The organism is Aeribacillus sp. FSL K6-1305 (assembly GCF_038050115.1).
Taxonomy (GTDB): domain Bacteria; phylum Bacillota; class Bacilli; order Bacillales; family Aeribacillaceae; genus Aeribacillus; species Aeribacillus composti.
Genome location: NZ_JBBOQV010000002.1, coordinates 665001 through 682500 on the forward strand (window position 1 = coordinate 665001; position 17500 = coordinate 682500).

Sequence of the window (17500 nt, forward strand, 5' to 3'; positions counted from 1 at the left end):
ACATAAGATCATACAGCCATTCGGTTTCATATCGGGAAATCATGCTTAAGTTATAAAGCACAAGGTAGTGGATTAATATTTCCGGCATTAATTTTATATCTTCTTTCGCAGCCGGCAGATAATATTGTTTATTATAAAAGTTGAATAAATAGGAGGATTTCCATAAATAGTGAAATTCGGCTGAATGGGAAAAATAAAGTGAATCTACATCTTCGTTTGAAAGCATCCAATGAAGCTGGCTTTGTAAAATCTCAGCAAGACGCTTAGAGGTAATACAGTAACGATTTGCTATTTCTTTATGTACAATGATGAATGTGTCATTTGTCTCAATTGGGATGGTCGTTGGGATTTGTAAATGAAACTGATATAGATCGCTTAATTCAGGGATTCTTTTCAAAAGGGAATCCATGGAAAATTTTTCTCCAGGCGTGTGATTTAATTGAAAAAGATTGAGGGCAGCATGGCGATATAAACCATTTTTTTGCACCTTAACTTCATCTTTTAAAAAGTTATAATTATGTTTTTTTCGTTTCCTTGTTGATACCCCATGGGATAAAACAGCTGAAGAGGAAGGATAATGAGCATCGACTGTCAGAAGCAGTGCCTTTATCAGCTGGCTGATGCCGTAAAAAGCTAAAACCGGTTTGATCATGATCGGGGCTGTATCAGCCATTTTGTAATAATTTTCTCCATGTTTTAAAAAATAAATAAATGTATAGCAGTTTTGATAAGATGTTTGTTCAGGCTCATGCACGTTAAGTTTTTGATAATGTTTGGTAAGCAGCCGTTGGACTGTTTGAGCAGAGTGAAATGATGAATAAAAATTCCAAATCGACAATGAGACCCCTCCATAACAACTATTCTAAAAATTTAAATTCTTTGTGGATTTCTTGACAGCATCTTTAGCAATTGTTAATCTACATATAATATTTTGCCGTGATTAGGGGGTTTTAATAATGTGGGAATCAAAATTTTTAAAGGAAGGCTTAACGTTCGATGATGTTTTGTTAATTCCTGCTAAGTCAGAGGTTTTGCCGCGTGATGTGGACTTAAGTGTTGAGCTCACGAAGACGTTAAAATTGAATATTCCAATTATCAGCGCAGGAATGGATACTGTTACCGAATCAGAAATGGCGATTGCTATGGCGCGCCAAGGAGGATTGGGCATTATCCATAAAAATATGTCGATTGAACAGCAAGCTGAGCAAGTAGATAAAGTAAAACGTTCTGAGCGCGGTGTTATTACAGATCCGTTTTTCCTTACTCCGGACCATCAAGTATATGATGCGGAACATTTAATGAGCAAATATCGGATTTCTGGTGTTCCGATTGTGAACAATGCAGAGGAACAAAAGCTTGTAGGTATTATTACAAACAGAGATTTACGTTTTATACAAGATTATTCTACAAAAATTTCTGAAGTGATGACGAAAGAAAATCTAGTTACAGCTCCTGTAGGCACAACATTGGAAGAAGCTGAAAAAGTTTTGCAAAAATATAAAATTGAAAAGCTCCCGATTGTAGATGATAAAGGCATATTAAAAGGCCTTATTACGATTAAAGATATTGAAAAAGTAATTGAGTTTCCAAATTCAGCTAAAGATGCCCATGGAAGATTGATCGTCGGCGCTGCAGTAGGTGTAACATCTGATACGATGCTGCGCGTTAAAAAACTAGTGGAAGCAAATGTGGATGTTATTGTCGTGGATACGGCGCATGGACATTCAAAAGGAGTTTTAGAAACAGTAAGGAAAATTCGTGATGCTTATCCAGATTTAAATATTATTGCAGGAAATGTTGCAACAGCTGAAGGAACGAGAGCTCTCATAGAAGCTGGGGCAGACATTGTGAAGGTTGGAATTGGCCCTGGTTCCATTTGTACTACTCGTGTGGTAGCAGGTGTTGGGGTGCCGCAAATTACAGCCATATATGATTGTGCGACAGAAGCAAGAAAGCACGGAGTAGCTATCATTGCTGATGGCGGAATAAAATATTCAGGAGATATTGTAAAAGCATTGGCTGCAGGTGGACATGCCGTCATGTTAGGAAGTTTGCTTGCAGGTACATCTGAAAGCCCGGGAGAAACAGAAATTTACCAAGGGCGTCGATTTAAAGTATATCGCGGCATGGGTTCAGTTGCAGCGATGGAAAAAGGTAGCAAAGACCGTTATTTCCAAGAAGACAACAAAAAATTTGTTCCAGAAGGAATTGAAGGCCGCATCCCATATAAAGGACCGTTGGCAGAGACAATTTACCAACTTGTCGGCGGTGTGAGATCAGGTATGGGATATTGCGGAGCAAAAAATTTATATGAGCTCCGTGAGCATTCACAATTTATCCGGATGACTGGTGCAGGATTAAGAGAAAGCCATCCGCATGATGTTCAAATTACAAAAGAGGCCCCTAATTATTCCATTTCTTAACAACTGACAGTTCAATAGTCTTATTTAAAAAATTACGACTTTTAGACAGAGTAGAGACTCTGTCTATTTTTTTTATAAGATGTATGTTAAAATCAATTTTGTTGTGTTAACTATTAATTATTTTTTAAAATAGATATTTTCAAATAAATGGAGGTAATCATGGTGCACTTCACGAAAAAATTCATCTCGGCTCTCGTCATCACGTTTTTATTGATGACGGCATTTTCCCCTTTGTCTCCCAAAATAAATGCTGAAGAAAATGACCCATTGGGCATCAATGCCTCTGCAGCCATTGCCGTTGAAGCCTCTACAGGGAAAATTGTGTACGGAAAAAATATTGATAAAACTCTTGGAGTTGCAAGTATGACAAAAATGATGACTGAATACTTGCTGCTGGAAGCGATCCATGAAAAGAAAGTTTCTTGGGATCAAACATATCGTCCAAGTGATTATGTTTACAAAATTTCCCAAAATCGCAGTTTATCCAATGTCCCTTTAAGAAAAGATGGAAGTTATACAATAAAAGAGTTATATGAAGCAATGGCCATTTATTCTGCAAATGGTGCGGCGATTGCAGTGGCAGAAGTGATCGGTGGATCGGAAACAAATTTTGTGAAAATGATGAATGAAAAAGCGAAAGAACTAGGCTTGAAGCATACGAAGTTTGTAAATGCGACAGGTTTAAACAATAGAGACTTAATGGGGATGCATCCGGAAGGAACAGGTGAGGAAGAAGAAAATGTAATGTCTGCGAGAGACGTTGCCAGCCTTGCGTACCATCTTTTAAAGGAGTATCCTGAGATTTTAGAAACGGCCAAAATTACGAGAAAAGCTTTTCGAGAAGGTACGGATGATGAGATTAAAATGGAAAACTGGAACTGGATGCTGCCTGGATTAGTTTATGGTACAGAAGGTGTAGACGGGTTAAAAACAGGATATACCGATTTTGCGGGCTCCTGCTTTACGGGAACAGCCGAACGGAACGGAATGCGAATCATCACAGTTGTTATGAATGCGAAAGGTAAAGGGAGCAACAATTACGTACATCGTTTTAGTGAAACTAGAAAACTAATGGACTATGTTTTCAGCAATTTTTCCATTGAGGAATTATTTCCTGCGCAATATCAAATAAAAAATAAATCAACTGTATCTGTTGTAAAAGGAAAAGAGAAAAAAGTAGAAATAGAAACAAAAGATTCTTTAAAGCTCCCTATTAAACGTGGGGAAAAAGACCAGTATGAGCCGAAATATGTTTTAGATAAAAAGCTTTTAACTGCGAACGGAGAGCTGACTGCACCAATTAAAAAGGGCGCCAAGGTCGGGTATATGTCCGTAGAATATAAAGGGAACAGCCAGGATTACGGATTTGTAACAGGTGAATCCGAAGCGAAAGTTGATGTAGTGACAAAAACAAAAGTCGAAAAAGCTAACTGGTTTGTATTATCAATGAGAGGCATTGGTAGTTTTTTTGGTGATGTATGGAACGGAGCAGCAAACATGGTAAAAAGCTGGTTTTAATGCATAACTCCTAACATTTTGTTGGGGGTTTTTACTATATTTAAAATAAAAGAAATCCTTGAAATTTGATAGGAATTTTATAAAAATTAGGATAAAATAGACGTATGCATTTGAATGTATCATTAAGGAGGAACTATAGAAATGGCAATTACAGGTACTGATCGAGTAAAAAGGGGAATGGCCGAAATGCAAAAAGGCGGCGTCATCATGGATGTGGTCAATGCAGAACAGGCCAAAATTGCTGAAGAAGCAGGTGCGGTTGCCGTCATGGCGCTGGAAAGAGTTCCTGCTGACATTCGTGCGGCAGGCGGGGTTGCCCGCATGGCTGATCCGACGATTATTGAAGAGGTCATGAACGCGGTTACGATTCCAGTAATGGCAAAATGCCGTATTGGACATATTGTAGAAGCTCGAGTATTAGAAGCGCTCGGTGTTGATTATATTGATGAAAGTGAAGTGTTGACACCGGCTGATGAAGAGTTTCATATAAATAAGCGGGAATTTACGGTTCCATTTGTTTGTGGCTGCCGTGATTTAGGAGAAGCAGCTCGCCGAATTGGAGAAGGTGCTTCCATGCTCAGAACGAAGGGCGAACCGGGAACTGGCAACATTGTAGAAGCAGTTCGTCACATGCGGAAAGTGAATGCACAGGTTCGGAAAATTGTCGGTATGAGCGAAGATGAGCTAATGACGGAAGCAAAAAATTTAGGAGCCCCGTATGAAGTGCTGCTACAAATTAAAAAGGAAGGACGACTCCCTGTCGTGAATTTTGCTGCTGGCGGCGTTGCAACACCTGCTGACGCAGCGTTGATGATGCAGCTTGGTGCAGATGGTGTGTTTGTCGGCTCAGGTATTTTTAAATCTGAAAATCCAGGAAAGTATGCCCGGGCAATTGTGGAAGCGACCACACACTATGAGGATTATGAATTAATCGCTCATTTATCGAAAGATCTTGGAACTGCGATGAAAGGGATCGATATTTCTTCATTGCTTCCGGAACATCGTATGCAAGAACGTGGTTGGTAAAGGAGAATACAAAATGAAAGTAGGAGTTTTGGCACTCCAAGGTGCTGTGAGGGAGCATATTCAGTCAATCGAAGCTTGTGGTGCAGAAGGCGTAAAAATTAAAAAATCCGAACAATTGCAAAATATCGATGGACTTATTTTACCAGGCGGCGAAAGCACGACAATGAGAAGATTGATTGAAAAGTATGGGTTGATGGACCCTTTGAAAGAATTTATAAAGGGAGGAAAACCTGTTTTCGGTACATGTGCTGGTCTTATTTTGCTGGCGAAGCAAATTGTTGGACAAGATGAGCCGCACCTTGGTGTATTGGATGTGGTCGTTGAACGGAATTCTTTCGGCCGCCAGCGTGAAAGTTTTGAAGCGGAATTAACCATTGCAGGAGTTGGGGACGATTTTATAGGTGTGTTTATTCGCGCTCCGCATATTGTAGAAGCAGGAGAAAATGTTGAAATTTTAGCAAAACATGAGGATCGAATTGTTGCTGTTCGACAAGGCCACATTCTTGGATGTTCATTCCATCCGGAATTGACGGATGATCATCGATTTGTGCAATATTTTTTAAATATGGTGAAGGAATCAAACGAGAAAGTTCATGCATAAAAAAGTTGAACAAACCCTAAACTTATAGTAAATTTATGAATATAAATAGATCTAAAGCAATGAGAGGAACTAGTAGCAAGTTGTTTTTCTTAAGAGAGCTGGTGGTTGGTGGAAACCAGTGAAAAACGCTTGTGAATCCGTCCTTGAGTGAAATGCTGAATGCAAGTTTTTGTTAGTAAGCATTTACGGCAAAAACCGTTACCTTTGTAAGTGGAAGGCTGATGCCTTCAAGCAGGGTGGCAACGCGGGTATACTCTCGTCCCTTTTTGGACGGGAGTTTTTATTTTGAATATAAAAGCGAAAGGAGTGTCCATGATGCTTGATATGAAATTTTTACGGTCAAATTTTGAAGAAATAAAAAAGAAGCTTGAACACCGTGGAGAGGATTTAACTGATTTTGATCAATTTGTTGACTTGGATAAAAAGCGTCGTGAACTAATTGTTACGACGGAAGAATTAAAAAGCAAAAGAAATGAAGTATCTTCTAAAATCGCCGAATTGAAAAGAGAAAAGAAAGACACAGATCATTTAATTCAAGAAATGCGTCAAGTAGGAGAACGCATCAAAACACTTGATGAGGAATTAAAAGAGATTGAAGAAAAGTTAGAAACCTTGATTTTGTCGATTCCAAACATTCCACATGAGAGCGTTCCAGTCGGCGATTCAGAGGAAGATAATGTAGAAGTCCGCAAATGGGGAGAAATCCCGACCTTTCGTTTTGAACCAAAACCTCATTGGGAAATTGCCGACCAATTAGGAATTCTCGATTTTGAAAGAGCCGGCAAGGTGACCGGCAGCCGCTTTGTATTTTATAAAGGTTTGGGCGCAAGATTAGAAAGGGCGCTTATCAGTTTTATGATAGATTTGCACGTTGAAGAACATGGCTATGAGGAAGTTTTGCCTCCGTATATAGTGAACCGTACAAGCATGATCGGAACAGGACAGCTTCCGAAGTTTGAGGAAGACGCTTTTAAAATTCAAGGTGAGGATTATTTCTTAATACCAACAGCGGAAGTTCCTGTCACAAATTTGCACCGTGATGAAATTTTACAGGAGAAGCAGCTTCCAATCAATTATGTAGCGTACAGCGCTTGCTTCCGTTCTGAGGCAGGGGCGGCCGGAAGAGATACGCGCGGCCTTATTCGCCAGCATCAATTTAACAAAGTGGAGCTTGTGAAAATTGTAAAGCCTGAAGATTCTTATGAGGAATTAGAAAAATTAACAAGTCATGCTGAAAACGTATTGAAGCTGTTAGGACTTCCATATCGAGTTATGAGCATGTGTACAGCTGATTTAGGCTTTACGGCAGCAAAAAAATATGATCTTGAAGTATGGCTTCCAAGCTATCAAACATATCGTGAAATTTCTTCTTGCAGCAACTTTGAAGCGTTTCAGGCTCGCCGGGCGAATATACGGTTCCGACGGGATCCGAAAGCAAAGCCTGAGCATGTGCATACGTTAAATGGTTCTGGGCTTGCAATAGGTCGTACAGTAGCAGCCATTTTGGAAAATTACCAGCAAGAAGACGGATCTGTCGTCATTCCGGAAGTGCTGCGTCCATATATGGGAAATAAAACAGTAATTAGTAAAAAGTAATTCTTACTGAATAGAAAAAATGAAAGGGGGTAGGAGGGGTTCTTCCATATCCCCCTTTTATGTACAAATGTATTTTATATAGGCTGCCGTTGTATCATTTGTTTGGCAATTGTTCTTCCTATTTCAATGGATGCTGTCGCTGCAGGAGATGGAGCGTTCAGCACATGAATGGACCGTTTCGTTGGTACAATATAAAAATCATCGATTAAAGCCCCGTCTTTACTTAAAGCTTGAGCTCGGACACCAGATGGTCCAGGCAGCAAATCTTCTTCTGTAATATCGGGCATGAGTTTTTGAACATTTTCGACAAACTTTTTCTTTGACATCGATCGAATCATTTCTTCGAGTCCTTCTTTCATATATTGACCTGCTAATTTCCAAAAACCGGGGAACGTTAATACTTCAAACAAATCTTTCATATTTGCGTCGCTTTTTTTATACCCTTCTCTTTTCAAGCTTAAAACAGCATTTGGACCTATATCTATAGATCCGTCAATCATTCTAGTAAAGTGAACGCCTAAAAATGGAAAATTAGGATTTGGTACAGGATAGATTAAGTTTTTAACTAAATATGATTTTTGCGGATTTAACATATAATATTCTCCACGGAATGGAACAATTTTCACATCCGTATACAGATTTGCTATTTTAGCAATACGATCGCTGTTAAGTCCTGCACAATTTATAAAAAATCGGCTTTGAAAGGTTTTGTTTGCTGTTTCAACGATAACTTCTTGTTTTTTTTCATGAATCACTTCTACTTTTTCGTTTAAAAAGATCTCCCCGCCCTTTTCGAGGATTAAATCTGCCATCCGTTCACTAACAAGACGGAAATTTACAATACCTGTTGATGGAACATGAATGGCTTCTATTCCATTCACATAAGGTTCAAATTCATGAAGCTCCTCCTTTGAAATTTTCCGGATATTGAGGCCGTTTTTTAATCCGCGTTGGAACAGCTTCTCAAGCTCCTCCCGCTCATGTTCATTGCTGGCAACGATTACTTTGCCGCAGACTTCATAAGGGATATCGTATTTTTGGCAAAACATGATCATTGCCTGATTACCTTTTTTCGCAAGCTGCGCCTTATAGCTCCCGGGCTTGTAATATATACCGGAATGGATCACCCCGCTGTTATGACCCGTTTGATGGGAGGCAACTTTATTTTCTTTTTCGATTATTGCCACTTTTGCGTTTGGGTGTTGTTCATATATTGCCAATGCAGTGGATAAGCCGACTATTCCTCCACCGACAATTACATAATCATACATATTTTTCTCCGTCCTCCTCTAGTCATCCGCAAGCTTCTCACTCTGATTTTTTAAGGGATTTACGTTTTGCACTAGGCTTCAGTTGTTTTTATACATGCTGTTTTAAAAGCGCGGCAAATCAATGCAAAGATAGCAGCCATTGCGGGGAAAAGATGCCTTTGTTCATGTCCCGAAAAAACTAGTGTCCATTTTTGAGCGCTTTAAATTAACTTGCAATACAAGTTTATAACATGATGAATGAAATACAATCGATTTTTTTTTCGAATTTTTTAATTTTTTCTATTTGAGCATTTTGCAAAATTAGATTTTTTGGATAAAAGTATAAAAAATAAAGCACTCGACAAATAGCTACCAGCATGTTATTTTACAAAATATTACAATAATCTTGTTTTCGGGCATACCTACAGAATTTTTCACATTGAATTTTTTTAAGCGGCTTTCTTCCCTTTATTTTCCTTTGCCATCGCTAGCGCTGAAACAAGTAATACAATAGCGTTCAGGTAAATATGGGTCTTTACTTTTTCAATTCCCCATACATGTAGGGAGTTCGCCGTAAGGTAGCTTTTCATTCTTGAATTACAGCGTTCTACACTTGTCCTCTCGTTGTAAAGCTCTTTCCAACGTTTTGTATCACGGTGCGGATTGGAATATCGGCGCACATCCTTTTTGATGTCGACTTTTACCACCATTCCATAGTTGGAAGATGAACAGGCTGCCATTCCTAATGGGCAATCCACTTTGCCGGTTGCGTGAGGACATCTGAACTTGAGCTGGTCCTTATCAGCTCCCCAATAAGTCATTTCATAACCCATGGAACAACGCGGAGTTCCATTGGAAGAAATCCCTTCAGGAGGCTCTTTTTCGTTGCGCAAATTGAGCGGGATAATGGCTTGCGCTCCAATGTTTTTGGCTGATTCATAGTTTTTTAGTTGGTCATATCCGCCATCCATGATCAGAAATTCAATTTTGGATTTGGTACGCTCTGCCACTTGCTCTATTAATTCTGGTGCGACTTCTCCATCGTTCACATGGGCAGGGGTTACTTTTATGGCTATTGGCAGTTCGCTTGCGGTATCGACTGAAAGATGCATCTTATAGCCAAACCAGGTAATTTTATTGCCGAAGGAATCATATTTTGCGCCCCAATTGGCATTACCCGTTTGTTCACTACGCTTTTTGGGCTGTTTCTTTTCATAGGCATCAATGGCGGCACTGTCGATGGCCTGGTGGCTGCCGTCAATTATTCCTTCCTCCTGAGCTAACTGTACCAAGTCAAGGAAGATCTTTTCAGCCAGCTTTTTTTTGGTAAGTGCCGCAAAAACCCGGCTGAGAGTGGAGATAGACGGTGCGGGGCGATCAATCGATAAACCGCATTGATAACGGAAACGAAGGTCTTTATCCAATCGATGATGAAGGGCGGTAAAGGTGTCGATGCCTTCGAGTGGGGCAGCGATGAGAGCCCTTAGAATCCCTTCTCTGGAATGACCGTCAGCCCCTCGGGGTGAAGAACTTCTCAACTGTTTAGCATAAGGGCGTAAATCAAGCGAGCTAAAAAAGATAGGTAATTTCTCTTTTGACTCTAATTTTTGCAGTTCTTCAAAGGAAAATAGGCTTTCTTGTAGAATATACAAAGTGACTTCCTCCTTTTGAATTTTTGTGGTTTCGTCACTTCAAAAATTCTACATTTTAGGGGTGAAGTCCTTTTTTATGTCTTTGAAATCCTTATGGCTCTTGGGTCAAAAAATATGCAAAATGCTCATTTAAAAAAATAAGCTTCTTTGTAAAGAAGCGTTTAAGGAAAAAAATTATTTGATAACTTTTATGAGTTTATTGACATACATTTTATACTGTGCTATATTAGTCCATGTCATATGGAGGAGTACCCAAGTCTGGCTGAAGGGGTCGGTCTTGAAAACCGAGAGGCGGGTCAAACCGCGCGGGGGTTCGAATCCCTCCTCCTCCGCCATTATTTACCGAGTGCGCATAAATTGGAGATTGGCTAAATTCGTTACGGGCTGTAACGAATTTTTTATTTTTTAAAACAAAATGGCTAATCCTCATGGAAAACAAAAATCATCGATATAAACGTTAAAGGGGCGTCTATAAGCTGAAAAGCAACTTATTAGGCGCCTCTTTTATTTTTTTGAAAAACAAAACAGAAATTCCTCATATTTAAGATCATTTGATCAATAGTTGTTTATAAAGAAGTATTTATTTTTTTACGACTTGAAAATTATCGATAATCAACAGCCAATTTTGCGGAAACGAAATTCCTAGTTTCCAATAGCTAACACCTCGCAAATGCAGCTCTTTTACAAGATCGAATTTGGCTTGTATGGAACGGGCATCTTCAAACCAAACTTCATGAACCTTTTGGTTTTCATCCGTATATCGAAAAGTAGGGGCTTGGGCTTCTTCATCAAATTTGATTTCTGCATTGTATTTTGATGCAAGCTGAATCGCCTGCTGCGGACTTATCGCTTTTGCGTAAGGCCCGCCTTGCACAAAGGGAAGAGTCCAGTCATAACCGTATAAATTTTGTCCCATCATAATTTTCTGTGGAGGAATCTCCGTAACGGCATATTCGAGTACATCACGGACTGGGCCGATAGGAGAAACAGCCATTGGCGGTCCGCCGCTGTACCCCCATTCATATGTCATAATGACGACCCAATCCACAATTTCTCCATGTGCTTTATAGTCGTGGGCCTCGTACCATTGTCCTTTTTGCTCTGCGCTTGTTTTGGGGGCTAATGCAGAGGAAATGAACCACCCTTCACTGTGAATCCTGTCTCTCGCCCTTCGCAAAAATTGATTATAGGCTTCCCGGTCGGCAGGAAACAAATATTCAAAATCAAAGTGAATATCTCGAAACTGATATTTTTTTGCTGTGGCAATAATATTATTTAAAAATTTAGTTTGTACATCATCGTCTGTCAGCAATATATGCCCTAACTCTGCACTAAATTGATTGTTCTCCAAATTTGTGACAGCCATTGAAAACACTAAATTTTGTTCATTAGCAATAGTTGGCAAGTTCCCAATCGGTGGCTCTTTTAAAGAACCGTCACGTTGTGCTTGAAAGCTAAAATGGGTAAGGTAGGTTAAATAAGGGGCAGTCTCTCTTGCGCTGTCTTCGAGATTTTGGCTGACTTGAGCACCAAGCGGTTCTAAATATACATTAAATTCTGCTTGCCGTTTAGGCCGTTCTGGGATATATAATCGAAGGCCAATAGGCAATAATTGATTTATATTCAGTCCATTTACTGCTGCAAGCTCAAATACAGACGTACCAAATTTTCTTGAAATGCTCCAAAGGCTGTCTCCCCGTTGAACGGTGTAAAATTGTCCGATGATTGGAATAACAATTGCTTGACCTACAACAAGCTGATCAGGATTAGGAATTTCATTTGCTTCAACGATGGCTGTTATAGATGTTCCATATGTTTGTGCAATGGAATAAAGCGTTTGCCCAGATTGAACAACATGAATTAGCAAAATCATGACCTCCTGTAAAAACTGTTTGTAAATTTTATGTTTTCATCGCAGAAAACATGCTTTTGGAAAAGGTTGAAAGGAACCCGCACTTTTTTTAAGATGAAATTATATCGATAGGATGAGGAGCAAAAAATGACTAAAGACGAATATTATATGACTTTAGCAATTGAAGAGGCGAAGAAGGCGGAAAAGATTGGCGAGGTTCCGATTGGTGCTGTGCTTGTTGTAGATGATGTAGTGGTTGCAAAAGCTCATAATTTGAGGGAAACCGAGCAGAGGTCAATCGCTCATGCGGAAATATTGGCAATTGATGAGGCGTGCAGGAAGCTTCGAACGTGGAGACTCGAGAACTCGACGCTATATGTGACGCTTGAGCCATGTCCAATGTGTGCAGGAGCGATTGTAATGTCAAGAATTGAACGTGTAGTTTTCGGCGCTTTCGATCCGAAGGCTGGTTGTGCAGGAACGTTAATGAATTTATTAAATGAACCTCGTTTCAATCATCAAACAGAAGTAATTTCAGGCGTGAAGCAGGAGCAATGCAGTGAAATGTTAACCTGTTTTTTTCAAAAGTTGCGGGAAGAGAAAAAACGGTTGAAAATGAAAAATAAAAACAATTGAATTTTTTAACATATTGGGAAGCGTTGCATTTTCTCGAAAAAACATATATACTAAATTTGCGTCCTTAAACGGCGCAAAGTGAAAATCGGTTTAAACTTTGCCGTGCTAAGCGGGGAGGTAGCGGTGCCCTGTACTCGCAATCCGCTCTAGCGAGGCCGAATTCCTTCTCGAGGTTAGTATATTTTAGGGTCTGCCTCAAGTAAGTGGTGTTGACGTTTGGGTCCTGTGCAATGAGAATCCATGAACCATGTCAGGTCCGGAAGGAAGCAGCATTAAGTGGAAGCTCTCATGTGCCGCAGGGTTGCCTGAACTGAGCTAACTGCTTGAGTAACGCCTAGGGTTGCTAATCGACAGAAGGTGCACGGCAGTTATCATATCAAACAATAAGATCCCCTTATAGTAGGCAGAAAAAGAAAAGTCTGTCAACTATAAGGGGATTTTTTCGATGAGAGAAATATGAACAGCGTATGATGTAAAGCTTAAAAAATGTAATGAGGACATTGGTTTAAAATATGGATTGATGCATGATGGGGAAAACACTTTAAGCAGAAAGAAATGAAGAAAATATTAGAAAGACTTTAAAACTCCCCAAGAAGATCTTGAAACAAAAGTGTCCTTAGCGGCTAAAACCATACAGAATACGCCGTCCCATTTCAAGTCTCATCCATACTTTTTCCGCACGTCCGAATAGATGAAGGATGCATTATGCAATATAACTATCAACGGCTTCAAAAGAGAAACAGCTTAAAGTCCTAATGAATATCGGTCTCAGGCTGTCTACATGTGCTGTCTATTTAACTGGAGACGCTTTTACAGAGATCGGTTTTATTTTTTTCATAAGTTTTTTATCCTTCTTATGGAAAACTTACATTCGTTTAAACAATCAGGTATAATAAATGAAAGATTACTGTATAAAGGGGAGGGCGTTACTTGAGTTATCAGGCTTTATACCGAGCATGGAGGCCACAGCAGTTTCGTGATGTCGTGGGACAAGAACACGTCACGAAAACATTGCAAAATGCCCTTTTACAAAATAAATTTTCGCATGCTTATCTTTTCACAGGTCCTAGAGGAACAGGTAAAACAAGCGCTGCAAAAATATTTGCGAAAGCTGTCAACTGCCAACAAGCACCAATTGCAGAGCCTTGTAATGAGTGTCCTGCATGTAAAGGAATCACGGAAGGATCGATTTCGGACGTTATTGAAATTGATGCAGCTTCTAATAATGGAGTAGATGAAATTCGCGATATTCGCGATAAAGTCAAATTTGCACCTGCGGCGGTCAAATATAAAGTATATATTATTGATGAAGTTCATATGCTTTCAATCGGAGCATTTAATGCTTTATTAAAAACGCTTGAAGAACCTCCAAAACATGTGATTTTTATTTTGGCTACAACTGAACCTCATAAAATTCCGCTTACCATTATTTCGAGATGTCAACGCTTTGATTTCCGGCGTATTTCTGTTCAATCCATCGTACGTCGCATGAAGGAAATTGTGGAAAATCAATCGATCAAGGTTGAAGAGGAAGCGTTAAAGGTTATTGCGAGCTCGGCTGATGGTGGGATGAGAGATGCACTGAGTCTGTTGGACCAAGCCATCTCTTTTAGCGATGATAAAGTCACATTGGAGGATGTATTATTTATAACTGGATCGGTTTCTCATAAGATGCTCGCAAATTTGGTCCGATTTATTTTTGAGAACAATGTTACGGAAGCTTTAAAAACTATCCACGAATGGTTGGATCAAGGGAAAGATCCTTTAAAATTAATTGAAGATCTCATTTATTACTATCGCGACATGTTATTATATAAATCGGCTCCAAACTTAGAGGAAGTAATGGAACGAGTCGCAATAGACGATGCGTTCGTTTCATTGTGCGAACAAATTCCTATTGAGCAAATTTATGAGACGATTGAAGTTTTGAACCAAAGCCAGCAGGAGATGAAATGGACGAATCATCCCCGTATTTTTGTAGAAGTAGCGATTGTGAAATTATGTCAAACTGAGCGTGTGCAGCCGCCTTCAGTTCATTATGAAGAACTTCTTAATCGAATACAGGAACTTGAACGCACAATATCTTCATTAGTTCAGCATGGAGTTCAAGAACAGTCGCCTGTTAAACAAGAAGCAAAAGTACAAAAAACAATTCAAAGCGGTTATAAAACGCCTGTTGACCGCATTTATGATATTTTGAGAAATGCTACTCGAAAAGATTTGGATTTAGTGAAAAGCCGATGGGGAGATCTGTTAACAACGCTAAAGCAGCAAAATAAAGTGTCGCATGCAGCCCTTTTAAATGAAAGTGAACCAGTTGCTGCTTGCGAATATGCTTTTGTGCTAAAATTTAAATATGAAATCCATTGTAAAATGGTGGCGGAAAATCAAAATCATGTATTAACAAACCTCCAAACGATTTTACAAGGACTCATTGGACGTCAAATGGAGATGATTGGCGTTCCGGAGAAAGAATGGGGTAAAATAAGGGAGGATTATTTGCGCAATCAACGATCAGACGATGCACATCAACAGGAACATGAAGAAGAAGATCCGCTTATTGCCGAAGCAAAAAAATTAGTTGGCACGGATCTGATTGAAATAAAAGAGTAAATAAATGCTTATGGAGGAGATAATATGATGATGCGTGGCGGTATGGGAAACATGCAAAAAATGATGAAGCAAATGCAAAAAATGCAAAAGGAGATGCAAAAGGCTCAGGAGGAGCTTGCTGAAAAAAAAGTGGAGGGAACTGCTGGCGGCGGTATGGTCACGGTTGTTGCAAACGGACATAAGGAAATTTTAGAAGTGAAAATCAATGAAGATGTTGTAGATCCTGAAGATATTGAAATGCTTCAAGATTTGGTATTGGCAGCAACAAACGATGCTCTTCGCAAAGTGGATGAGTTAACAAGCGAAACGATGGGAAGATTTACTAAAGGTATGAATTTGCCTGGCTTGTTCTAGGAGGATCTATTCGATGCAATATCCAGAACCGATATCAAAACTTATTGATAGCTTTATGAAGCTGCCAGGAATCGGTCCGAAAACGGCCGTTCGTCTGGCCTTTTTTGTTTTAAATATGAAAGAAGAAACAGTATTGGATTTCGCGAAAGCGCTTGTCAATGCAAAACGAAATTTATCATATTGCTCGATTTGCGGTCATATTACAGATGAAGATCCATGTTATCTTTGCAAAGATGAGCGCCGCGACAGAAGCATAATATGTGTGGTTCAAGACCCGAAAGACGTCATTGCAATGGAAAAAATGAAAGAATATAACGGTCTATATCATGTTCTGCATGGCGCCATTTCGCCAATGGACGGGATTGGTCCTGAAGATATTAATATCCCTGATTTGCTAAAACGTCTGCAAAATGATGAAATTCAAGAAGTAATTTTAGCAACAAATCCGAACATTGAGGGAGAAGCGACAGCAATGTATATCTCTCGCCTTTTAAAGCCTACAGGCATAAAAATCACAAGAATTGCTCATGGGCTGCCTGTTGGCGGTGATTTAGAATACGCGGACGAAGTCACACTTTCAAAAGCGCTGGAGGGAAGACGAGAGATTTGAAGAGAAAAGGAGTTTGCCAGACATGTTTATTCGGCGAAAGCAATGGTTGAGAAGAGAATTCGATCAGCTGCTTCTTCAAGATTTAATTGAGCTGAAGGAACATTGGGAGTATCAAAAGCGTTTAGTGGAAAAAAGCTTTGATCCTTCACCTGAGGTGCTTAGCAGTTTAAAATTAGCAGAAGCAAAATATTTATTTCTTTTAAAAGAAGCCAAAAAGAGAAATATCAAGATGGAATAGTAGGTAGAAGGAAGCAGCCACATTCCTGTTTGTTGTTTTCTTAGTTCTAAACAATATGAAATCTTTCATATTGTTAAAGTAAAGCCGAAATCAACAGGAAGGTGGGTTTTATATAATGGAGTCTTATATTATGATCATTTGCATTTTAGGGCTTTTATTCCTTCTGCTTCTTGCCGGTGCTTCTTTGAAACCGGTGAAATGGATAGGGAGTATTTTTATAAAAATTGTGATCGGGGCCTTGCTACTTTTTTTTGTTAATTCTTTTGGGACGAGTTTCGGTCTGCACGTGCCCATTAATATTGTTACATCATCTATTGCTGGTTTATTGGGGCTCCCCGGATTAGCTGCTTTAGTAATTATTAAAATGGTGATTATCCCTTGAAAAACACCTGTATACAGGCGGGTGTTTTTATTTTCAAAAAAAGTGTTGACATTATAAACAATCATGGTAAAATAATATTCGTCGCTAAGATACAAAATAAAAAAACATTGACAAATGAATTTTTGATTGATAAAATAGAAATCCTGATTGATCCTTGAAAACTGAACAAAACGAAAAGCGTGCCTGTTGATTCTGACAAGAGCATTTGGTGACAAACTTTTTTTGGAGAGTTTGATCCTGGCTCAGGACGAACGCTGGCGGCGTGCCTAATACATGCAAGTCGAGCGGACCGAAGGGAGCTTGCTCCTTTAGGTTAGCGGCGGACGGGTGAGTAACACGTGGGCAACCTGCCCTGCAGACTGGGATAACTTCGGGAAACCGGAGCTAATACCGGATAACACCGAAAACCGCATGGTTTTCGGTTGAAAGGCGGCTTTTAGCTGTCACTGCAGGATGGGCCCGCGGCGCATTAGCTAGTTGGTGAGGTAACGGCTCACCAAGGCGACGATGCGTAGCCGACCTGAGAGGGTGACCGGCCACACTGGGACTGAGACACGGCCCAGACTCCTACGGGAGGCAGCAGTAGGGAATCTTCCGCAATGGACGAAAGTCTGACGGAGCAACGCCGCGTGAGCGAAGAAGGTCTTCGGATCGTAAAGCTCTGTTGTCAGGGAAGAACAAGTACCGTTCGAACAGGGCGGTACCTTGACGGTACCTGACGAGGAAGCCACGGCTAACTACGTGCCAGC

The 17500-nt window shown here is 39.8% G+C and carries 15 protein-coding genes, 1 tRNA gene, 1 rRNA gene, 1 other RNA gene and 1 other annotated feature (2 of these 19 only partly in view); of the genes, 14 read left to right on the forward strand and 4 right to left on the reverse strand.

Annotated features, from left to right (window positions below; genetic code table 11):
• Nucleotides 1-838, reverse strand: the 5' portion of a protein-coding gene (locus NST97_RS12955) for a YaaC family protein (protein WP_063388664.1). 110 nt of this gene lie to the left of the window's left edge; the window shows 838 of its 948 coding nt (coding positions 1-838); it begins with the start codon at nucleotides 836-838; its stop codon lies beyond the left edge, outside the window.
• Between the two features lie 118 nt (nucleotides 839-956).
• Between NST97_RS12955 and guaB the strand changes: the two genes are divergently transcribed.
• From guaB to serS, 5 genes are all read left to right on the forward strand, one after another.
• A complete protein-coding gene (gene guaB / locus NST97_RS12960) occupies nucleotides 957-2423 on the forward strand; it encodes an IMP dehydrogenase (protein WP_063388665.1) in 1467 nt (488 codons plus the stop codon).
• Between the two features lie 159 nt (nucleotides 2424-2582).
• The gene (locus tag NST97_RS12965) at nucleotides 2583-3941 is read left to right on the forward strand and encodes a serine hydrolase (RefSeq protein ID WP_117017543.1); all 1359 of its coding nucleotides are present in this window, start codon (nucleotides 2583-2585) and stop codon (nucleotides 3939-3941) included.
• A gap of 141 nt (nucleotides 3942-4082) precedes the next feature.
• Nucleotides 4083-4967, forward strand: a complete 885-nt coding sequence (gene pdxS, locus NST97_RS12970) for a pyridoxal 5'-phosphate synthase lyase subunit PdxS (protein WP_063388667.1) — start codon at nucleotides 4083-4085, stop codon at nucleotides 4965-4967.
• 13 nt (nucleotides 4968-4980) lie between these two features.
• A complete protein-coding gene (gene pdxT / locus NST97_RS12975; protein WP_066251693.1) occupies nucleotides 4981-5568 on the forward strand; it encodes a pyridoxal 5'-phosphate synthase glutaminase subunit PdxT in 588 nt (195 codons plus the stop codon).
• Between the two features lie 50 nt (nucleotides 5569-5618).
• Nucleotides 5619-5835 (forward strand) — a binding site (T-box leader).
• Nucleotides 5836-5883: 48 nt separating this feature from the next.
• Nucleotides 5884-7164: a serine--tRNA ligase gene (gene serS / locus NST97_RS12980; RefSeq protein WP_063388675.1), complete on the forward strand. Its 1281-nt coding sequence runs from the start codon at nucleotides 5884-5886 to the stop codon at nucleotides 7162-7164.
• Between the two features lie 74 nt (nucleotides 7165-7238).
• Here the strand turns inward: serS and lhgO are convergent, their stop codons facing one another.
• Complete coding sequence (gene lhgO, locus NST97_RS12985; RefSeq protein WP_339198193.1) at nucleotides 7239-8435, reverse strand: L-2-hydroxyglutarate oxidase; 1197 nt, start codon at nucleotides 8433-8435, stop codon at nucleotides 7239-7241.
• A gap of 428 nt (nucleotides 8436-8863) precedes the next feature.
• Nucleotides 8864-10066 (reverse strand): transposase, encoded by a 1203-nt coding sequence (locus NST97_RS12990; RefSeq protein ID WP_339192838.1) that lies wholly within the window; start codon nucleotides 10064-10066, stop codon nucleotides 8864-8866.
• 242 nt (nucleotides 10067-10308) lie between these two features.
• Here NST97_RS12990 and NST97_RS12995 point away from each other — a divergent pair.
• Nucleotides 10309-10401 (forward strand) — tRNA-Ser (locus NST97_RS12995).
• Between the two features lie 245 nt (nucleotides 10402-10646).
• Here the strand turns inward: NST97_RS12995 and NST97_RS13000 are convergent.
• Nucleotides 10647-11933: a glycoside hydrolase family 18 protein gene (locus NST97_RS13000; protein WP_339198196.1), complete on the reverse strand. Its 1287-nt coding sequence runs from the start codon at nucleotides 11931-11933 to the stop codon at nucleotides 10647-10649.
• A 132-nt stretch (nucleotides 11934-12065) separates the two neighbouring features.
• Here NST97_RS13000 and tadA point away from each other — a divergent pair, with 132 nt between their 5' ends.
• From tadA to NST97_RS13040, 8 genes are all read left to right on the forward strand, one after another.
• The gene (tadA, locus tag NST97_RS13005; protein ID WP_063388670.1) at nucleotides 12066-12554 is read left to right on the forward strand and encodes a tRNA adenosine(34) deaminase TadA; all 489 of its coding nucleotides are present in this window, start codon (nucleotides 12066-12068) and stop codon (nucleotides 12552-12554) included.
• A 100-nt stretch (nucleotides 12555-12654) separates the two neighbouring features.
• Nucleotides 12655-12919, forward strand: an RNA gene (ffs, locus tag NST97_RS13010) — signal recognition particle sRNA large type.
• A gap of 565 nt (nucleotides 12920-13484) precedes the next feature.
• Nucleotides 13485-15167, forward strand: coding sequence for a DNA polymerase III subunit gamma/tau (gene dnaX / locus NST97_RS13015; RefSeq protein WP_339193737.1), 1683 nt, complete (start codon nucleotides 13485-13487; stop codon nucleotides 15165-15167).
• 30 nt (nucleotides 15168-15197) lie between these two features.
• A complete protein-coding gene (locus NST97_RS13020) occupies nucleotides 15198-15521 on the forward strand; it encodes a YbaB/EbfC family nucleoid-associated protein (protein WP_375338795.1) in 324 nt (107 codons plus the stop codon).
• A 13-nt stretch (nucleotides 15522-15534) separates the two neighbouring features.
• Nucleotides 15535-16131 carry a recombination mediator RecR gene (gene recR / locus NST97_RS13025; protein ID WP_063388672.1) on the forward strand — a complete coding sequence of 199 codons (597 nt, stop codon included), beginning with the start codon at nucleotides 15535-15537 and terminating at the stop codon, nucleotides 16129-16131.
• Nucleotides 16132-16153: 22 nt separating this feature from the next.
• The gene (locus tag NST97_RS13030; RefSeq protein WP_063388673.1) at nucleotides 16154-16369 is read left to right on the forward strand and encodes a YaaL family protein; all 216 of its coding nucleotides are present in this window, start codon (nucleotides 16154-16156) and stop codon (nucleotides 16367-16369) included.
• Between the two features lie 115 nt (nucleotides 16370-16484).
• Nucleotides 16485-16751 carry a pro-sigmaK processing inhibitor BofA family protein gene (locus NST97_RS13035; protein WP_340880738.1) on the forward strand — a complete coding sequence of 89 codons (267 nt, stop codon included), beginning with the start codon at nucleotides 16485-16487 and terminating at the stop codon, nucleotides 16749-16751.
• A gap of 219 nt (nucleotides 16752-16970) precedes the next feature.
• Nucleotides 16971-17500, forward strand: a 16S ribosomal RNA gene (locus tag NST97_RS13040) (it continues 1024 nt past the right edge of the window).

What these genes read in the sequence shown, in the direction of transcription:
- recR (WP_063388672.1), top strand. Translation starts at nt 15,535, where the DNA reads ATGCAATATCCAGAACCGATATCAAAACTTATTGATAGCTTTATGAAG.
- pdxS (WP_063388667.1), top strand. Translation starts at nt 4,083, where the DNA reads ATGGCAATTACAGGTACTGATCGAGTAAAAAGGGGAATGGCCGAAATG.
- lhgO (WP_339198193.1), bottom strand. Translation starts at nt 8,435, where the DNA reads ATGTATGATTATGTAATTGTCGGTGGAGGAATAGTCGGCTTATCCACT.
- pdxT (WP_066251693.1), top strand. Translation starts at nt 4,981, where the DNA reads ATGAAAGTAGGAGTTTTGGCACTCCAAGGTGCTGTGAGGGAGCATATT.
- guaB (WP_063388665.1), top strand. Translation starts at nt 957, where the DNA reads ATGTGGGAATCAAAATTTTTAAAGGAAGGCTTAACGTTCGATGATGTT.
- NST97_RS13020 (WP_375338795.1), top strand. Translation starts at nt 15,198, where the DNA reads ATGCGTGGCGGTATGGGAAACATGCAAAAAATGATGAAGCAAATGCAA.
- serS (WP_063388675.1), top strand. Translation starts at nt 5,884, where the DNA reads ATGCTTGATATGAAATTTTTACGGTCAAATTTTGAAGAAATAAAAAAG.
- tadA (WP_063388670.1), top strand. Translation starts at nt 12,066, where the DNA reads ATGACTAAAGACGAATATTATATGACTTTAGCAATTGAAGAGGCGAAG.
- NST97_RS13030 (WP_063388673.1), top strand. Translation starts at nt 16,154, where the DNA reads ATGTTTATTCGGCGAAAGCAATGGTTGAGAAGAGAATTCGATCAGCTG.
- NST97_RS12965 (WP_117017543.1), top strand. Translation starts at nt 2,583, where the DNA reads ATGGTGCACTTCACGAAAAAATTCATCTCGGCTCTCGTCATCACGTTT.
- NST97_RS13035 (WP_340880738.1), top strand. Translation starts at nt 16,485, where the DNA reads ATGGAGTCTTATATTATGATCATTTGCATTTTAGGGCTTTTATTCCTT.